General features: G+C 72.9%; 12 protein-coding genes and 2 pseudogenes. 5 read left to right on the top strand and 9 right to left on the bottom strand.

What is annotated here, in order from left to right:
• Window positions 1–21 precede the first annotated feature (21 nt).
• Together ACWCP2_RS16930 and ACWCP2_RS16925 are read right to left on the bottom strand one after the other, a co-directional pair.
• A pseudogene (locus ACWCP2_RS16930) lies at window positions 22–255 on the bottom strand (helix-turn-helix domain-containing protein); the annotation flags it as partial.
• Window positions 256–391: 136 nt separating this feature from the next.
• Window positions 392–1,354, bottom strand: coding sequence for a DUF4304 domain-containing protein (locus ACWCP2_RS16925; RefSeq protein ID WP_450909357.1), 963 nt, complete (start codon window positions 1,352–1,354; stop codon window positions 392–394).
• A 115-nt stretch (window positions 1,355–1,469) separates the two neighbouring features.
• On the opposite strand from ACWCP2_RS16925, the gene ACWCP2_RS16920 reads away from it, so the two are divergent.
• Window positions 1,470–2,327, top strand: a complete 858-nt coding sequence (locus tag ACWCP2_RS16920) for a M48 family metallopeptidase (RefSeq protein WP_450909356.1) — start codon at window positions 1,470–1,472, stop codon at window positions 2,325–2,327.
• Window positions 2,328–2,378: 51 nt separating this feature from the next.
• On the opposite strand, the gene ACWCP2_RS16915 is transcribed toward ACWCP2_RS16920, so the two are convergent.
• Together ACWCP2_RS16915 and ACWCP2_RS16910 are read right to left on the bottom strand one after the other, a co-directional pair.
• Entirely contained in the window at window positions 2,379–3,023 is a 645-nt protein-coding gene (locus ACWCP2_RS16915; protein ID WP_450909355.1) for a DUF6461 domain-containing protein, read from the bottom strand.
• 134 nt (window positions 3,024–3,157) lie between these two features.
• On the bottom strand, window positions 3,158–3,721 hold the full coding sequence (locus ACWCP2_RS16910) for a TetR/AcrR family transcriptional regulator (RefSeq protein ID WP_450909354.1): 564 nt from the start codon (window positions 3,719–3,721) through the stop codon (window positions 3,158–3,160).
• A 143-nt stretch (window positions 3,722–3,864) separates the two neighbouring features.
• Here ACWCP2_RS16910 and ACWCP2_RS16905 point away from each other — a divergent pair.
• Window positions 3,865–4,986, top strand: a pseudogene (locus tag ACWCP2_RS16905) (PucR family transcriptional regulator); the annotation flags it as partial.
• 52 nt (window positions 4,987–5,038) lie between these two features.
• Here ACWCP2_RS16905 and ACWCP2_RS16900 read toward each other — a convergent pair.
• Genes ACWCP2_RS16900 through ACWCP2_RS16890 form a run of 3 tightly spaced genes read right to left on the bottom strand, consistent with a single transcriptional unit; the run spans window position 5,039 to window position 9,896 of the window.
• A complete protein-coding gene (locus tag ACWCP2_RS16900; RefSeq protein ID WP_450909353.1) occupies window positions 5,039–7,018 on the bottom strand; it encodes an APC family permease in 1,980 nt (659 codons plus the stop codon).
• 40 nt (window positions 7,019–7,058) lie between these two features.
• Complete coding sequence (locus ACWCP2_RS16895; protein WP_450909352.1) at window positions 7,059–7,541, bottom strand: (2Fe-2S)-binding protein; 483 nt, start codon at window positions 7,539–7,541, stop codon at window positions 7,059–7,061.
• Between the two features lie 18 nt (window positions 7,542–7,559).
• Window positions 7,560–9,896, bottom strand: coding sequence for a molybdopterin cofactor-binding domain-containing protein (locus ACWCP2_RS16890; RefSeq protein ID WP_450909351.1), 2,337 nt, complete (start codon window positions 9,894–9,896; stop codon window positions 7,560–7,562).
• Between the two features lie 618 nt (window positions 9,897–10,514).
• Between ACWCP2_RS16890 and ACWCP2_RS16885 the strand changes: the two genes are divergently transcribed.
• Window positions 10,515–11,942: a PP2C family protein-serine/threonine phosphatase gene (locus ACWCP2_RS16885; RefSeq protein WP_450909350.1), complete on the top strand. Its 1,428-nt coding sequence runs from the start codon at window positions 10,515–10,517 to the stop codon at window positions 11,940–11,942.
• A 161-nt stretch (window positions 11,943–12,103) separates the two neighbouring features.
• On the opposite strand, the gene ACWCP2_RS16880 is transcribed toward ACWCP2_RS16885, so the two are convergent.
• Window positions 12,104–13,585, bottom strand: a complete 1,482-nt coding sequence (locus tag ACWCP2_RS16880) for a DNA-binding protein NsdB (RefSeq protein ID WP_450909349.1) — start codon at window positions 13,583–13,585, stop codon at window positions 12,104–12,106.
• 237 nt (window positions 13,586–13,822) lie between these two features.
• On the opposite strand from ACWCP2_RS16880, the gene ACWCP2_RS16875 reads away from it, so the two are divergent.
• Both ACWCP2_RS16875 and kstD read left to right on the top strand, forming a co-directional pair.
• On the top strand, window positions 13,823–14,947 hold the full coding sequence (locus tag ACWCP2_RS16875; protein WP_450909348.1) for an aminoglycoside phosphotransferase family protein: 1,125 nt from the start codon (window positions 13,823–13,825) through the stop codon (window positions 14,945–14,947).
• Window positions 14,948–15,150: 203 nt separating this feature from the next.
• Window positions 15,151–16,971 (top strand): 3-oxosteroid 1-dehydrogenase, encoded by a 1,821-nt coding sequence (gene kstD, locus ACWCP2_RS16870; RefSeq protein WP_450909347.1) that lies wholly within the window; start codon window positions 15,151–15,153, stop codon window positions 16,969–16,971.
• 4 nt (window positions 16,972–16,975) lie between these two features.
• On the opposite strand, the gene ACWCP2_RS16865 is transcribed toward kstD, so the two are convergent.
• Window positions 16,976–17,476 carry a hypothetical protein gene (locus ACWCP2_RS16865; RefSeq protein ID WP_450909346.1) on the bottom strand — a complete coding sequence of 167 codons (501 nt, stop codon included), beginning with the start codon at window positions 17,474–17,476 and terminating at the stop codon, window positions 16,976–16,978.
• Window positions 17,477–17,527 lie beyond the last annotated feature (51 nt).

Raw genomic sequence — 17,527 nt, 5'->3', positions numbered from 1 at the left:
CGGGAGATCGTCCGAGAGCCGGAAGGATCCGCCTTCGCGCTGTACGTATCCCTCGTGGCTGAGGGTGCGCAGCAGGTGGTAGACGGTGGGCAAGGGGATCCCGGTGAGCCGGGCCAGGCGCTTCGCGGTCGCCCCGCCCTCCGCGTACATCGCCTCCACGAGCCGCAACGCCCGCTGCACGGAACCGATCAGGGTGGGTGCGGTGGTGGCGCCGGCGTTCTCCGTGCTGTCCTTCGGGCTGCGTTCGGTACCCATGAGTGGTCCCCCCTGCTCCGGTACGAGGCCTGGCAAACCCATCAAAGTCGCTCACCGGCCTCAAAACCAGCGGACGCGCGTAAACCTGAGCATAAGATCAACTATTGCCCGGCTCACACACACCATTCGGCGCGGATCAGATCCTGGCCGGTGTCCACCCCTCGATGTGCCAGGGCGCGCCGACGGTCAGCGCGTGCGGAGCGCCGGAGACCGTGAGGCAGGCCTCGCGCGGGGAGCCCTGTTCGAAGGTGAGCCGCAGGGAGCCGTTGCCGGTGACCTCGGCCGTGTTGATCCGGCACAGGGCCAGTTCGCCGAGGAGCGCCGCCGGATGGCCGGGGAGCATGCTGCCCGGGCTGGCGGAGACACGGACGTCGCCGTCGGCGGCGATACCGACCCGGACCGAGCCGAAGAGCGGCTGCTCCAGCCGCCAGGGGGCGTCGATGACGATCCGGGCTTCCGCGTCCGTCAGCTCGTCGTGGACGGTGAGGAAGGGCGAGGCCCGGCGGCGCTCGCCCGTCTCCAGGACGAGGGTGCCCTCCAGGTCCACGGGCAGCGGAGTCTCCCCGCCCGCGACGGGGAACGGTCCGAACGGGCCGCTGTCCACGCGCAGGCACACCGGGTCCAGGCAGTCGGGCACCGGATCCACCACGGGCCCCGGCAGCGGCGGCCGGTCGGTCACCTCGCCCCAGAGGGCGGGGACGGCGTGGCGCAGCACCACGTCGGTGACCTCGTCCGCGACGCGGGCGGCGCTGCGCTCGTCGGTGATCGTCCACCAGTGGTCGTGCGGATGGCCGAGGAGGCGGCCGATCCTGGCGTGCCAGCCGACGGGGCCGATCCGGTTGGCGCTGAGCCGGGTGCCGAGGGCCGGCCGCAGCCGCCGCAGCGCCTCGTGTTCCTCGTACGGGACCGCGCGCAGGTTGACGGTGAACCTGCACTCGGCGGCCCCGGACGAAGCGCTCCGCTGGAAACCGAGCAGTGCGTGGTCGGGCTCGGCGGCGCGGAGCCGGTACTCCAGCCCCGTACCCGTGAAACCCGCGTCGCGCAGCGCCGGGGCGATCCGCTCGCGCAGCGTCTGGTGGAACAAGTCGGTCGCGTTCACCTCCGTAGTGTCACAAGACGCACCCTCCCCGACCAAAACCGGCCATCCCCGGGCGCCCCGGATCCGGACCGGGGACGCCTCGCGCAGGTCCGGCGGCGCCTGGCCCAGAGGCACGGTGAGCAGCTGGCAGCTGATCGACGAGGTGGGCGCGGCCGTCGGGACCACGGGGGTGCACGCGGTGGTGGTGGACGCCTCCTTCAACGCCGGGGTCACGACCTACGGGTACCGGGGCCGCCGCATGATTGTCCTGGGCCTCGGGCTGTGGGAGATCCTCACCCCGCAGGAGCGCGTGGCCCTGCTGGGGCACGAGCTCGGGCACTTCGCGAACGGCGACATCCGCTCCTCGTTCCTGATGCACGGGGCCCTGCGGTCCCTCGTCGAATGGCACCTCGTCCTGCGCCCGGTGAACCGCGGGAGCATCGTGGACTGGTTCCTGAACGCCCTGACCTTCCTGCCGCGCTGGACGGTCCACGGGCTGATCCACCTGCTCGACGGCCTGACCATGCGGGCTTCGCAGCGTGCCGAGTACCTGGCGGACACCGGCGCGGCCCGGGCCGGTTCCAGCGCGGCGGCCATCACGCTGCTCGACCGGCTGCTGGTCGGCGACGGCGTCGAGGCACACCTGCGCCGCGAGTCTATGGCGGCGGCGCGGGCCTCCCGCGGATCCACGGCCGGCCAGGTGCGTGAGGAGCGCGAGGCCGCCGAACGCGAGCTGTGGGAGCGGCTGGCCGCGCGGATCTCCGTCGTCCCCGAGACCGAGTACGAGCGGCTGCGCCGGGTCTCGACGCGGCGCGGGCACAGTGTCGACGACACCCATCCGCCGACCCATCTGCGGCGCCGCCGCCTGGCCTCGGCCGAGCCGCGGCCCGCCCTGGTCGTCTGCGACACCGTCCGGGCGCAGGCGGTCGCGGCCGAGCTGGCTCCGGCCCGCGCCGTGCTGGCCCGCCGGGTGATCCGGGACCACGCCGGCTGAGGAACGTACGCCCCTCCTCCTCGGCCGTACTCCCTCCCCCGGCGCAACTCCCTACTGCGTGCAGGTCACGAAGGCCGGGAGCGGGGTCTCCTCGACGAGGTGGCGCGGGAGGGACAGCGCGAAGCGGTGTTCCAGGACGGCGAGGGTGAGGCGGTCGCGCTCCTCCTGCGGCTCGTCCTCGGGGCGGGCGTAGCAGCCGTCCGGGGTGAGGATCTTGGCCTCGACCAGCTCGGGCAGGAGGAAGTCGGGCCGGTGGCCGCCGCGCCAGTGCTCCTCGCCGATGCCGAAGCAGCAGACCAGCTCGCCGTCCCGGGCGTACGCGAACTGCTTCGGCGGGTGGTCGGGCTGCGGGTCGAGGTACACGGCCTCGGCCCCGGAGCGGGACACCTCCGCGAGGCGGTGCGCCCCGGCGGGCACTCCGTGCTCCACGGCGAAGGACCAGCCGCCCCAGCTCCCGACCCGGGCCACCCCGTCGCCGTCGAGCGTCTCGGTGACCATGCTCCACGCGTCGATGGCCCCGAGCGGTCCGGGGTGCAGGTCCGGCAGGGCGCCGAGCCGGACGGCCAGTTCCTCGGGGCCGATGCCCCGGGCGAAGGTGAGCCCGACGTACCAGGCGCTCCAGTCCGCCAGCCACTGGATGCCGGCGTCCGGGCCGCGGGCGCCTTCGTCCGCTCCCTGCCCCGTGATGTCCGCCATTGCCACGGTCCCCTCCCGCGATCTCCGCGATGCGAGCCGGTCGTGCCGGTCCTGCCAGTGCCGCCGGTCCGCCTGCGCCACCGGACCTGACGGTCCTGACGGCGCTGCCGGAACCGGCCCTACCGGCACGATAGTCAGTCGGCGGGGCCCTCCGGGAGGAGGCGCTCGACCATCGTGTCGATGAGCCCCTCCACCGAGTGGGGGGCGAGCAGTCCCGGCGCGGTCAGGTCGTCCACGATCAGCCCGAGCATGGCCAGGTAGATCAGGACCACGCCCTGCCGGTCCCCGGGCAGGCCCGCCTCCAGGTGCCAGGCGATGTTCGCCTCCAGTTCGGCGCCCTGGAACCCGGCCAGCGCCTCCTGGAGCTCGGGCCGCCGGGTGGCTTCCAGCCGCAGTTCCAGCATCGCGGTGTGGACGCTGCGCTCGCGGCGCATGCGCTCCAGGAGCCTGCGCAGCAGCACCTTCGTGTCGAAGGGGCCCGTCAGGTCCGCCGGGTCGGGGGTCAGCCGCTCGCGGGTGCGGTGCAGGATCTGCACGAGGAGCTGGGATCGGTTGGTGAAGTAGTTGGAGGAGGTGCCGGTCGGGACTCCGGCCTCCGTGTCCACCGCGCGCAGGGTCAGCCCCCGCGAGCCCTCGCGGGCGAGGACTTCGATGGCGGCGTCGAGCAGCGCGGCGCGGCGCTCCGGGTTCTGGCGCATGGGTGGGTCCCTGACCGTGTGGACGTGGCTGCCGGTATGACCGCCGCATATGCACTGCACGTGCAGTGCTTCGGACACGCTAGCGGACACCGCCTCGTCGCGGCCCTCCCCAGCACCCCCTCCGACGTGCCACCCTGCCCGTCATGGAGCGGATCATCGGGGAGATACGCGAGGACCTGGACCGCCGGATGGCCGTGGCCGCCGAGCGGCTCGCCGACCGGTCACCGGACGGGGATGCGGCCTGCGCCGTCTACGTCGCCCTGCTCGGCCGGGCCGCCCTGCGCGAGCGGGTCCACCAGCTGCTGCGCCAGTCCGTCGACGGTCTGCTCCGCGAGGCCCGCGGCCTGCCCCCGGAGCTCGGCGAGGCCCGCGCCGACGGGGAGCTCCGCGCCCGGCAGGGGCTGCCGCTCGACTCGCTGCTGCGCGTCCACCGGCTCGCCGGCCGGCTGCTGTGGCAGGTCCTGACCGAGGCCGTCGCCGCCCACGACCGGGCGGCGCTGCCCCGGCTGCTGCCCGGGGCGCCCGCGCTGTGGGACGTGGTGGACCGGATGGCGGACGCGACCGCCGAGTCCTACCGCCGGGCCGACGCCGTGCGCGCCGACCGCGAGCGGGAGCTGCGGGGGGCCCTGCTCGACGCCCTGTTCGACGGCGGCGCTCCGGCGGGCCGGTCCGCCGAGTCGGCGCGCCGGCTCGGGCTGCCGGAGCGCGGGCGGTTCGCCGTGGTGGTCCTCGGCCCCGGGGACGGGGCGGGCACGGCGCCGGCCGCCGGCGCCCCGCGCGTGCTGTGGCGGATCCGGGCCGACGGGGAGACCGGCCTCGTGGACCTGGGCCGGCTGCCGCTCGCCTCCGTGACCGATCTGCTCGCGCCCCTGGACTTACGGGCCGGGGTGAGCCCGGTGGTGGAGACGCCGGGGGAGCTGGCCGGGGCCCGCCGGCTGGCCGTCCTCGCGCTGCGCGCGGCGCCGGGAGCCGACGGTCCGCACACCGCCCTGCTGGACGAGCGGCTCCCGGCGGCGCTCGTCGCGGCCGAGCCCGAACTCGCGGGCCGGCTGCGTCAGGTGGTGCTGGGTCCGGTGCTGGCGCTGCCCCCGCAGGACCGCGGGGTGCTGCTGGACACCCTGGGCACCTGGCTGCTCTGCCGGGGCTCCACCACGTACGCCGCCCAGCGGCTGTACTGCCACCGCAACACCGTCTCGAACCGGCTGCGGCGCCTGGAGCAGCTCACCGGCCGTTCGCTGTCCGATCCCGCCCACGTCGTGGAGCTGGCGCTGGCCCACGCGGCGGTCACCCAGCGCCCGGCCGCTCCCGCGCCTGCGCCTACCGCTCCCCCGTCTCCGCCTTCTCTCCCCGCTCCGGCTTCTCCCCCTGCTCCCCCTGCTCCCCCGGTCTCGCGGACTCCAGCAGGTACGGCACGTCGATCACCGCGACCCCGGGCGTGAACAGCAGGCGCGCCTTGAGCCGCAGCGCGTTCTGGTTGTGCAGGGGCTGTTCCCACCAGTGCCCGACCACGTACTCCGGGATGACCACGGAGAGCATGTCGGTGCCCTCGGCGGCCGCCTGTTCCTGTACGTAGGCCAGTACGGGCCCGACGACCTCGCGGTACGGGGAGTGCAGCACCTTCAGCGGGATGCCCGGGTCGTGGTCCGCCCAGTCCGCGCGCAGCTGGTTCGCGCTCTCCTCGTCGGCGGCCACCGAGACGGCCGTCAGGGTGTCGGGGCGCAGTCCCATGGCGAAGCCGAGGGCCTTGAGGGTGGGCGCGTGCACGGACGCGACGAGGACGACGACGTGGTGACGGGCGGGCTTGCGGGGTTTGACCCCGGGGGCGACGGCGACCTCCCGGGCCACGGTGTCGTAGTGGCGGCGCACGCCCTTCATGCCGATGAAGAGCAGCGGCATGGCGATGACGACGAGCCAGGCGCCGTGGGTGAACTTGGTGATCAGGACGATGACCAGGACCACGAAGGTCATGGTGGCGCCGACGGCGTTGATGGCGAGCCGGCGGTGGATGTGGATCCGCTCCTCCTTGCGGGTCTCGGGGGAGGCGAGCTCCTGCTGCCAGTGCCGGACCATGCCCGCCTGGGAGAGGGTGAAGGAGACGAAGACGCCGATGATGTAGAGCTGGATGAGGCGGGTCAGCTGGGCGTCGAAGGCGACGATGAGGCCGATGGCGGCCAGCGCCAGCAGGACGACGCCGTTGGAGTAGACGAGCCGGTCTCCGCGGTTGAAGAGCTGGCGGGGAACGTACCGGTCCTTGGCCAGGATCGAGGCGAGCATCGGGAACCCGTTGAAGGCGGTGTTGGCGGCGAGGACCAGCACGCCGGCCGTGACGGCCTGGAGCAGGTAGAAGAGGACGTGCCAGTGGCCGAAGGTGGCCCGGCCGATCTGCGCGAGCGCGGTGGACATCGGGGTGCCGGGGGCCAGGCCCAGCTCGGTCGGATCGGCCGCCACGTGCACCTTGTAGCTCATCGCGAGGATGGTGATCCCGGCGAACATGGTGACGGCGAGCGCGCCCATCGCGGCGAGGGTGGTCGCCGCGTTCTTGCTCTTCGGCTTCTGGAAGGCGGGGACGCCGTTGCTGATGGCCTCGACACCCGTGAGCGCGGTGCAGCCGGAGGCGAAGGCGCGCAGTGCGAGGAGCACCACCGCGAGGCCGGCGTAGTTGCCCTCGGCGGTGATCGGCAGCTCGGCGGATTCGGCGCGGATCGTGTCACCGGTCGCGAGCCGGTAGGCGGCCACCGCGAACATCAGGTAGATCACCAGGACGAAGCCGTAGGTGGGGACGGCGAAGACCCGGCCCGATTCCCGTACCCCGCGCAGGTTCATGAGGGTCAGGAGCACCACGAAACCCACCGACAGGGGGACTTCGTGGTCGGAGAGGGAGGGGATGGCGGAGGTGATGGCGGCGACGCCGGAGACCACGGAGACGGCCACCGTCATGACGTAGTCGACGAGCAGGGCGCTCGCGGCGGTGAGGGCGGCGGTCTGGCCGAGGTTCTTGGAGCTGACGATGTAGGCGCCGCCGCCGCCCGGGTAGGCGTAGCAGGTCTGCCGGTAGGAGGCGACGACGACCACGAGCAGGAACACGATGGCGGCGGCCGCGTACCAGGCGAGGTGGAGCAGCGCGACCCCGCCGAGGGCGAGGATCAGCAGGATCTCCTCGGTGGCGTAGGCCACGGAGGAGAGCGGGTCGCTGCAGAAGATCGGGAGCGCGAGCCGTTTGGGCAGCAGGGTCTCGCCCAGACGCGCGGTGTCGAGCGGTTCGCCGACCAGCACACGTTTCGCATTGATACGCCTCATTCAGGCATGATCAGCCAAAACCGTGTCGATTCGTCCCATATCAACCCTGTGTCACGGGGTGAACCGCCTCCATCTTCGCCGCCGCGCTGCGGATCGCCTCCCGGATGCGGAAGTACGTTCCGCAGCGGCAGATGTTGGCGATCGCGTCGATGTCCTCGTCCGTGGGCGTGCTCGTCCGCTTCAGCAGGGCGACGGCCGCCATGATCTGGCCGGGCTGGCAGAAGCCGCACTGGGCCACGTCCTGTTCGAGCCAGGCCTCCTGCACGGGGTGCAGGTCGTCGCCGTCGGCCAGCCCCTCGATGGTGGTCACCGTCCTCCCCGCGCACGCGGAGACCGGCACCACGCACGGGCGGACGTCCACCCCGTCGAGGTGGCTGGTGCAGGCCTTGCAGACGTCCACTCCGCAGCCGTATTTGGGGCCGCGTACGTTCAGCATGTCGCGGAGCACCCACAGCAGGGGCAGATCGTCGGGTGCGTCCACGGTGACGCTCTGCCCGTTGACGGTGAAGGTGTGCGAGGGCACGGCTCGGCTCCTGGCTGACTAGCGCGGGTACGGGGTGAAGTCGACGTCGAAGTCGAGGGGGAAGCTGCGCGGCTTGGTGCCGGTGGCCCGGGCGTAGGCGTTGGCGATGGCGCCCACGGCGGCGGGCAGGCCCAGCTCGCCGGCCCCGCCCGGCTCGGTTCCGGTCGCCGGGAGCACGAAGACGCGTACGTCCTTCGGGGTGTCGCGCTGGCGCGCCCAGTGGAACTGGCTGTAACTGCCTTCCAGCGGGAGTCCCTTGTCCAGGTGCAGGCCGGCCTTGAGCGTGGTGGAGATCGCGTCGGTCAGGCCGCCGATCATCTGGGCCTCGAGACCGCGCGGGTTGACGGGCAGGCCCACGTCGACGGCGATGACCGCCTTCGTGACGCGGATGTGCTCCGGGTCGCGGGTGTCGATCTCGACCAGGCAGGCCGTCCGGGACTTGTACTCCTCGTGGAAGGCGATGCCCTGCGCGCACCCGGCGGGCATGGCCCGGCCCCAGCCCCCTTCGGTGGCCGCCTTGTCGAGCACGGCGCGCTGGGCGGCCGTCTTCAGGAAGGTCCGGCGGAACTGGTAGGGGTCCCGGCCGGTCGCGGCGGCCAGCTCGTCCACCACGATCTCCTCGGCCCCGCGGGTGTTCGCCGAGTACACCGAGCGCCAGGACCCGGTGGGCACTCCGGTCGGGACCTCGGTGAGCGCCTGGGTGGTGAGCCCGAAGTGGTACGGGGACTTGATCGTGGTGAGGAAGAGGGTCTGGGCGAGGGTGGCGTTGCCGATGCCGAGCGGGAGGCTGGCGGCGGTGGCGGTGATGATCTCGCCGAGCCCGTGCCGGAAGTCGGTCTCCGCGGCGGCGACCCGGTGTTCGAAGCTGAGCACCTCGCCCAGCAGGTGGGTCGCCCGGATCTTGTGGTGGGTGGCGGGGCGCATCCGGCCGTGGCGGGTGTCGTCGACGCGGGTCCACATCAGCCGGACCGGGCGGCGGCAGGCCTTGGAGATCCGGGCCGCTTCCAGGGCCGCGTCGAAGAACAGCCGGCGGCCGAAGGAGCCGCCCGCCTGCACCACGTGCACGGTGACCTTGTCGAGGGGCAGGCCGAGGTCGGCGGCGATCGTTTCGCGGGCCACGATCGGCGATTTGAGCCCGGACCAGATCTCGGCGCGGTCGTCGCGCACGTCGGCGACGGCCGAGTTGGTCTCCATCGGAGCGTGGCTGACGAAGGCGAAGTCGAACTCGGCGTCCACGTGCGCGGTGAGCAGCGGCGGCACGAGCAGGGGCGGGGTGGCGGCGCGCAGCTTCGTACGGACGGCCGCGTCCGAGAGCTGGTCGGCCGGTCCCGGGCCCCAGGTGACCTGGAGGGCGGCCTTCGCGTCGAGGGCCTGGCCGAAGGTCTCGGCGACGACGGCGACCCCGGTGGCGACGGTCACCACGTGCAGCACCCCGGGCATGGCCCGGACGGCGTCGAGGTTGGCGACGGAGCGGACGCTGCCCCCGAGGGTGGGCGGACGGCGCACCACGCAGGGCTTGGCCCCGGGCACGTCCAGGTCGAGGGTGTAGCGCTGGGCACCGGTGACCATGGCGCGGGCGTCGATCCGGCTGGTGGGCCTGCCGACCAGGGCGTGCTTCGCCGCCGGCTTGGGGGTGGCCCCGAGGACGATCAGGCCGGGGTCGGCGGCGGCCGCGGCGAGGGAGCCGTAGGCCGCGGTGCGGCCGTCGGGGGCGCGGACGGCGCCGTTCGCGGTGGTGAGGGACGACGCCGGCAGGCTCCAGCGGACGGCCGCGGCGGCGACCAGCCGGGCCCGGGCGGTGGCGGCGCACTGGCGGACCGGGCCGTAGAGGGAGCGGATGGAGTTCGAGGATCCGGTGAGCTGGTTGAAGAGCAGCTCGGGGCGGGCATCGTCCAGTTCGACCCGTACGGCGGCCAGCGGGGCGTCGAGTTCCTCGGCGACGAGCATGGCCACGGCGGTGGTGAGCCCCTGGCCGACCTCCTCGCGCGGCAGCCGGAAGCGGATCGTTCCGTCGGCCTGCACGACGAGCGCGAGCAGGGCGGAGGTGGGGGCGCCGGCCAGGATGAACAGGTCGCCGAGGTCCACCAGGTCGGCGGGGGCGGGCAGGGTGGGGACCACGGCGTGCGCGGGCTGCGGGGCGAGGAGGTCGGCCCCGGCGCGCGTGACGAGGGCGAGGGTCGGGGCGGCGATCAGGTAGGTGAGGAAGGAGCGCCGGCTCCGCCCGTCGGCGGGGCCGTTTCCGTCGGCGGGGCCGTTTCCGTCGGCGGGGCCGTTTCCGTCGGCCGGCGCGTGGCCCCGCCGGTCGGCCGTCGCGCGGCCGTTCCCCTCGTTCAGCGCGTGGCTGTGCCCGGTCATGTCGTCGTGTCCCCACCCTGCGCGGCCTGCTCCAGTGAGCCTCCCCGGCTCATTACCGGCACGTAGAGTAGCCATTCGGGGGTGCCGGGGGAAGTCCGGATCACCTCCTGGACAAAAGGGCGGACGGCACGGGGTCCTTCGTTCGGGGGATGCGGGCGCGGCCGTGTTGATCCGGGTCCCGCGCATCTTTCGACGGCCCGGCGGAGCGGTGGCCTCGTACACCTCGGCCGTACGATCGATCGCCGCCGCCGGGAAGGCCCCTTTCCGGCCGCGGGTGGAGCGCGGCGGAGCGGCCGGAGGCCGCCCCCCGGGGCGCTCCGGCGGGTTGGGCCCGGCACCGATCGCCGCGTGACGGCCCGTGAGGGACCGGGGGCGGGCCCGGCAGGGGCAGGGGCCGGCGGGGTTCGCCCGGCGGCCCGCCGGCAGCGGCTGACCGGATTCGTTCGCACGCTCCAGGAGGGCCGGAAGGCCTCAGGCATATGCCCGGAGCAAGTCCGACTCAGATGTTGCCAAACGCCTTACAGGCCGTCGCCGGCTGTGCAACAGTCGTTGCCGGCCCTTCCTTCAGAACCGGTCCCTCCTCAGACTTGGCCGTGCCGCGCCTGTATCGGAGTTCAGATGCCGTCCCACTTGTACGCGGACCGCCCCGCGCAACCCCCCGAGCCAGGGTCGGTGGACGCGCTGATCTCTCAGACCCGGCAGCTCCGCGGAGAGGTCGACGCGGTCCGCCGCGACACCGTGGTCGACGACGACGATGCGCAGGGCCGCTGGCAGCGCGCGCTGTGCGATCTCGCCGTCCACCACCTCGACGATCTCCGCGCCCACCTCGGCCAGCTCAAAGAGGGACTGCCGCCCGCCTCGCCCGAGTCCGCCGCGCTTCCGCAGGCCGCCCCCGAGACGGGGACCGCGGCGCAGCAGACCAGGGTCGGCAGTGCCGAGTGGAACCTGCTGACCGATGAGGTCAGTTGGTCCGACGAGCTCTTCCAGATCTTCGGCCGCTCACCCGAGGCCGGCGCGCTGCCCCTCGACGAACTGGGATCCACCCTGTTCTCCGAGGACCAGCCGCTGCTGACCGCGATGGTGACGGCCTGCCTGGTGGACGGCAGGCCGATAGACGGCGAGTTCCGCATCGTCCGGACCGACGGCCGCGTCCGGACGCTGCACATGAGGGGCGAGCCGGTACTCGACTCCGACGGCTGCACGGCCTCCATGTGGGCCGTGCTGCGGGACGTGAGTGAACTGCGCCGGAGCCAGCGGGCGGTGCGCGAGTCCCGTGACTCGCTGCAGCGCCGGCAGGAGATCGCGCAGACCGAGCGCCGGCTGGCGGTCGAGCTGCAGGAAGCCGTGCTCCCCCCGTGGCGCGGCTCCCTGCGGTTCCCGCACGACAACACCAGGGCGCTGGACGTGGCGGCGCACTACCTGCCTTCCGCGACCAGTGCGCTCATCGGCGGCGACTGGTACGACGCGCTCGAACTCACCGACGGGCAGTCGATGCTGACGGTGGGCGACCTCACCGGCCACGGGGTGACCGCCACCTCCGGCATGGCGATGATGCTCGGCGCCCTGCGCGGGATGGCCATGGCGGGCATCGAGCCGGGCCCGCTGATGGGCTGGCTGAACCAGCTGCTGGAAACCTCCGTCCAGCCCGCGCTGGGATCCGCGGTGTGCTGCCGCTACGATCCCGCGCGCCGGGTGCTGTCCTGGGCGCAGGCCGGCCACCCCGCCCCGCTGCTGTTCCGGCGCGGCCAGGGCCGTTCCCTGCTGCCGCCCGAGGGCGTCCTGCTGGGAGCGACCTCCGGAGCCGCGTACGGACAGGCGGAGGAGCGGCTGGAGGTGGGCGACGTACTCGTGCTGCACACCGACGGACTGACCCCGCGCAGCATCGAGTTCAGCAAGGCCGACGGGACCGAACGGCTACTGGCCCTGGCACCGCACTTCTCCGCCGCCCGGTCCGCGCAGGACTGCGTGCGCCTGGTGATCGGGGAGTTCGGCGAGGGCGAGCGCGAGGACGACGCCTGCGTACTGGTGGCCAGGATCGGCTCGTAACGGGCGTCAGCCGACAGGTGCTTCGCGGGACTCGGGGCCGCGCCGGAAGGCGCGGCCCTTCGCGTCGCCTCTTGTCGCCTCGCGCCGTCCCTCGTCCGGCCGTTCGGCCGTCCGGCCTGTCGTCCCTCGTCGTCCGACCCCCACCCCCGCGGCCACCGGTCTCAGACCGACCGGGCCACGGGGCTGTTCGGGAGCGCCAGCTTGATCTCCTCGCGGAGCTCCTCGATGCCGGCGAACCCGGAGTAGTGACCCGTCAGCCGGTACATCTCGCGCAGCCGGTCCCATGTCCGGTGCGAGGACGTCTCGTTCATCGAGACCAGCGCCAGGCGGGCGTAGCGGTCGGCCTGTTCCGGGTCGTCGGCGATGAAACAGGCCGAGGCCATCGAGATGTAGTCGAAGATCTTCGAGCGCTGGTGGCCGTCGGCCCGCAGCCGCAGGGCCTCCTTCGCGTGCTGCTGCGCGATGGTCGCCGCCGAGGGGTCGTGGTCCGCGAGGGTGCGGAAGGCCAGCGCCTGCATGCCGTGCAGGTCCGCCTCGTCGAAGTGCTGCATCCAGGACGGCGGCGGTACGTCGCCCGAGGTGGACACGAACAGGTCCTCGGCCTCGCCCAGGGTGCGGCGCATGGCCTGCCCCTTGCCGAGCGCGGCCTGCGCCCAGGCCTCGATGGTGTGCAGCATGGCCCGGGTCCGGGGCAGGGTCTGCTCGCCGGAGCCGGACTGTGCCAGCTTCATCAGATCGAGCGCCTCGTTCGGCTTGCCCAGGTGGACCATCTGCCGGGCCGCGCGGGACAGCGCCTCCCCCGCACGCGGCCGGTCGCCGCCCTCGCGGGCCGCGTGCGCGGCGATCACGAAGTACTTCTGCGCCGTGGGCTCCAGGCCCACGTCGTGGGACATCCAGCCCGCCAGCACCGCCAGATTGGCCGCCACCCCCCACAGCCTGCGCTGGAGGTGGTCGGGGTGGTGGTACGCGAGCATGCCGCCCACCTCGTTGAGCTGCCCGACCACGGCCTTGCGCTGGAGGCCGCCGCCTCTGGAGGCGTCCCAGGCGCGGAAGACCTCCACGGAGCGCTCCAGCGCCTCGATCTCCTGGGAGCCGATGGGCGCCGCCTCGTAGCGGTCGTATCCAGCGGAGTCGGCCTGGAAGCCTTCGCCGTGGCGCTGGACGTCCTTCGCGCGGGCGGGGTCGGTGTGGAGCCAGTCGTGCATGGCATTGCTGAGGGCTGAGCCGGCGGTGAGCGCGGCACCCGCGCTCATCAGACCGCGACGGTTGAGCATGAGGTCCATTCCCGTGAATTCGGTGAGGACCGCGGCTGTGCGTTCGGGCGCCCAGGGCATTCCGTCGGGGTTCTCCTGCTCCCCGTCCGGTTGCTGTTTGGCGGTGCGCCGTTGTCGTACGAACCCGAGGTCCTCGATGGTCACGACACGACCGAGCCGCTCGGTGAACAGTGCTGCCAGTACCGTGGGCACCGGTTCGCGCGGGGTCTCCCCCATGTCGATCCAGCGCCGCACCCGCGAGGTGTCGGTGGCCAGCTGGTGGTGGCCCATCGAGGCCGCCTGCCGGTTGACCATCCTCGCCAGTTCGCCCTTGGACCAGCCGGCCAGGCCGAACAGGTCGTTCAGACGGGTGTTTGGACCTTTGCTCACGTCAAGCCCCCAGGTTCTCGGCTGAGTTGACAGTAACCCGGCGTCAGATGCCGAGCGACTATTCGCCAGGGTTCGCCAGGGCACGCAATGTGGTCCGCCACCCACGCCCGGGTGTCAGGTAGGAATGCGCCTCCCCGACCCGGTCACCGGCGGAACTCCCCAGGGTGATGCACGGGATCCGGCGGGGCGGCGTACGCACCACGCAACTCGTCGGCGCACGAAGGGATCCGTAACGCCATGTACGCAGCCACGTCCTCCGTGTCCGCCCCGGTCCGGCCGCACCGCACGCTCCCCGCGGGCGGCGGCCCCTACCTCGAACCCGGCCGCCCCGCGGCCCCGGCGCAGGGCGCCGTACGGGCACGGCGGATGCCGGGTACAGGATCGCAGCCGCTCAGCGGGAGAATCGACCTGTCGGGTCCGCAGGGCGCGCAGTTGCGCACCGCACTCGCCTCCGTACAGCGCATCTGTCCGGAGTTCGCGCCCGTCCAGGTACTGCGCCGCAGCGGCCGGTCGGTCCTGCTGGTGGGAACCACCGGACGGATGACGGCCGTAGCGAAGGTTTTACTGGATCACTCGCCCGAGTGGCGCGAGCGGTACCGGCACGAAATAGCGACGTACCGGACCTTCGTCCGGCACCGCCCGCAGGTCCGGGTGCCGCGGCTGATCGCCGCCGACCCGGAGAACTGCGTACTGATCGTGGAACGGATGGCCGGCCGGGTCGCCGCGCTCCAGCGGCATCCGGTGGAGGCCCCGCCGCGCGCCGACCTGCGGGCCGCACTCGGAGCGGTGCGCCAGGTCAACGGCTGGCAGCCCGCGGACGAGCTGTTCGGGCGCCCGCTCGACTACGACCGGCGGATCGCCCGGGACTACCAGCTGGGCCTGCTGACCGACCGTGACTTCGGCGATCTGCAGAAGCTGCTGCACGGCGTGAAGATGTCGGGGAACCCCTGGCAGTTCAACCACGGCGACGCACTGCTGTCGAACCTGCTGCTGTCCCCGACGGGTCCCGTGCTCCTCGACTGGGAGCACGCGGGCTGGTACCGGCCCGGCTACGACCTGGCCACGCTGTGGACGGTACTGGGCGACGCCCCGGCCGCACGGGCCCAGATCAGCCGCCTGGCGCAGGCGGCCGGACCGGCCGCGCGGGACGCCTTCCTGGTCAACCTGATGCTGGTGCTCACCCGGGAGATCCGGATGTCGGAGACGGCCGTGCAGCGCTCGATGCTGGCGACCACCCCGGCCCAGGCCCCGCCGGCGGGCTCGCTGTCCTCGGGCGAGGAGCAGCGCCTGCTGTTGCGCCGCCTCCACGACGACGCGGGCATGGCCCGCAGGGCGGTCCGCGCGGCGGTGGGCACGCGCTGACCCGGGCCGCGCACCGCGCGGCCCGCACGAAATCCCGTGCCGCACACACCTGGTGTGTGCGGCACGGGATTTCGTGCGTCCGGGCCCGGAGCGCAACTGGCGCGTATGCCTTGACTTCACATGATCCCCCGAACACCTTTTCTGACTCAGCATCAGAATGCTGGATCCGTCCCCCCACCCCCCCTCTCCGCTGGAGCCTGCCCATGACCGCGAGAACCGCCTCCGAAGCGAGTTCCGTACCGAGTTCCGCACCGAGATCCGTACCGGGTTCCGCCCTCCCCTCCCGCCGGACGGTCCTCGCCGGGGCGGGGGCCGGGGTGCTGGCCGCCGCCGTGCTGCCGGCCGCCGCCGCCCACGCGGCCGGGGAGCCCTCGCTCGGCGAGTACGACGTCGTCGTGGTCGGCTCCGGGGCCTCCGGGATGACCGCCGCGCTCACCGCGGCCAAGCGGGGCCTGAGCGTGCTCGTGGTCGAGAAGGCCCCGACCTTCGGCGGCTCGGCGGCCCGGTCCGGCGCCGGGATCTGGCTGCCCAACAACTCCGTGATCCTGGGCGCGGGCGTCCCGGACACTCCGGCGAAGGCCGCGCAGTACCTGGCGGCCGTGGTCGGCAACGGCTCCCCCGCGGACCGGCAGGCGGCCTTCCTCGCCAACGGGCCCCGGATGCTGGACTTCGTGATGGCCAACAGCCCGCTGCGCTTCCGCTTCATGGACGGCTACAGCGACTACTACCCGAACCTCCCCGGCGGGCTCCCCAACGGCCGCTCCATCGAGCCGGACCAGATCGACGGGAACATCCTCGGCGCCGAACTGGCCCACCTGAACCCGGCGTACATGCCCGTGCCGGCCGGGATGGTGGTGTTCAGCCAGGACTACAAGTGGCTCAACCTGGCCGCCGTCAGCGCCAAGGGGCTGGCGGTGTCCACCGAATGCCTGGCGCGCGGTACGGCGGCCGCGCTGTGCGGGCAGAAGCCGCTGACCATGGGCCAGGCCCTGGCGACCGGTCTGCGGGCCGGCCTGATGCAGGCCGGCGTGCCGGTGTGGCTGAACAACCCGCTCGTCGACCTGGTCCAGGAGGGCGGCGCGGTCACGGGCGTCGTCGTGGAGAAGGCGGGCGTACGGGGCGTGGTGCGGGCCCGCAAGGGCGTGGTCATCGGCTCGGGCGGCTTCGAGCACAACGCGGACATGCGGGCCCAGTACCAGCAGCAGCCGATCGGCACCCAGTGGTCGGTCGGAGCGAAGGAGAACACGGGCGACGGGATCCGGGCGGGCCAGCGGGCCGGTGCGGACCTGGCGCTGATGGACGACGCCTGGTGGGGTCCGTCCATCCCGCTCCCGAACGAACCGTACTTCTGCCTGGCCGAACGGACCCTGCCCGGGGGCCTGATGGTCAACGCGAAGGGCGCCCGTTTCGTCAACGAGGCCGCCCCGTACAGCGATGTGGTCCACGTGATGTACGAGAAGGACCGGGGTGCGGCCGGCTCGCACATTCCGGCCTGGCTGATCGTGGATCAGAACTACCGCAACAAGTACCTGTTCAAGGACATCCTGCCGACGATCGCGTTCCCCGATTCCTGGTACCAGGCGGGCGCCGCGAAGAAGGCGTGGACCTGGGACGCCCTCGCCAACCAGATCGGGGTGCCCGCGGGCGCCCTGCGCTCCACCCTCAACCGGTTCAACGCGCAGGCGTGGAACGGCACCGACCCCGACTTCCACCGGGGCGACACCGCGTACGACCACTACTACACGGACCCGGGCGTGACCCCGAACTCCTGTCTCGCCCCGATCTGGGCGCCGCCGTTCTACGCCTTCAGGATCGTGCCGGGTGACCTGGGCACGAAGGGCGGCATCGTCACGGACGCGCGGGCCCGCGCCCTGCGCGCGGACGGCTCCGTGATCCGGGGCCTGTGGGCGGCGGGCAACGCCAGCGCGGCCGTCATGGGGCACAGCTACGCGGGGGCCGGGTCGACGATCGGTCCCGCGATGACGTTCGGCTACGTGGCAGCCAACGACATCGCGGACGCGTGACGGGCTAGCCCTGCTGGAAGAGCTCGGCCGGGAGCGGCTTCAGCAGCGCGTAGAGGTCGTCCGTGATCGGGCGGTCCCAGCTCGCGATGGTGACCAGCACGTTGTCACTGCGGTCGAACTGCACGCAGCTGATCCGGCTCTCGGAGAGCTTGATCTTCCGGACGATGAGGAGGTTGTCGCCCTGCATGACGGGGCAGTCCTCGGCGCCGGTCACCTCGACGTCCTCGTCGTTCTCGAGGGCGTCGAGCAGCTGGGCCACCTCGAAGGGGACCTGGCCCTCGGAGAGCTCGCGCGCGGGGGATCCCTCGGGGAGGTTTCCGATGATCATCGCGGGGCCGCGTCCGCCGAACAGGTCGTAGCGGAGGAAGACACCCTGGCAGCTGCCGTCGGGCGCGGGCAGCAGCCCGGCCCCGAGATTGCCCGGCCAGTCCCCCGGGTCCATGGCCAGGACGTCGAAGTCCGGGCCGGCGGGTGTGGCGGCGCGGTGGCGGCGGAGGAAGGACATGCCGCCATGGTACGTGCCCTGCCGCGTCCCGCGGCCCTCCACCCCCGACCC

Source organism: Streptomyces sp. NPDC002104 (genome assembly GCF_053593795.1).
The sequence above is the reverse complement of the archived record's forward strand: the minus strand, read 5'-3'. Positions and strand labels throughout refer to the sequence as shown.

What these genes read in the sequence shown, in the direction of transcription:
- kstD (WP_450909347.1), top strand. Translation starts at nt 15,151, where the DNA reads ATGACCGCGAGAACCGCCTCCGAAGCGAGTTCCGTACCGAGTTCCGCA.
- ACWCP2_RS16865 (WP_450909346.1), bottom strand. Translation starts at nt 17,476, where the DNA reads ATGTCCTTCCTCCGCCGCCACCGCGCCGCCACACCCGCCGGCCCGGAC.
- ACWCP2_RS16910 (WP_450909354.1), bottom strand. Translation starts at nt 3,721, where the DNA reads ATGCGCCAGAACCCGGAGCGCCGCGCCGCGCTGCTCGACGCCGCCATC.
- ACWCP2_RS16915 (WP_450909355.1), bottom strand. Translation starts at nt 3,023, where the DNA reads ATGGCGGACATCACGGGGCAGGGAGCGGACGAAGGCGCCCGCGGCCCG.
- ACWCP2_RS16900 (WP_450909353.1), bottom strand. Translation starts at nt 7,018, where the DNA reads ATGAGGCGTATCAATGCGAAACGTGTGCTGGTCGGCGAACCGCTCGAC.
- ACWCP2_RS16885 (WP_450909350.1), top strand. Translation starts at nt 10,515, where the DNA reads ATGCCGTCCCACTTGTACGCGGACCGCCCCGCGCAACCCCCCGAGCCA.
- ACWCP2_RS16875 (WP_450909348.1), top strand. Translation starts at nt 13,823, where the DNA reads ATGTACGCAGCCACGTCCTCCGTGTCCGCCCCGGTCCGGCCGCACCGC.
- ACWCP2_RS16890 (WP_450909351.1), bottom strand. Translation starts at nt 9,896, where the DNA reads ATGACCGGGCACAGCCACGCGCTGAACGAGGGGAACGGCCGCGCGACG.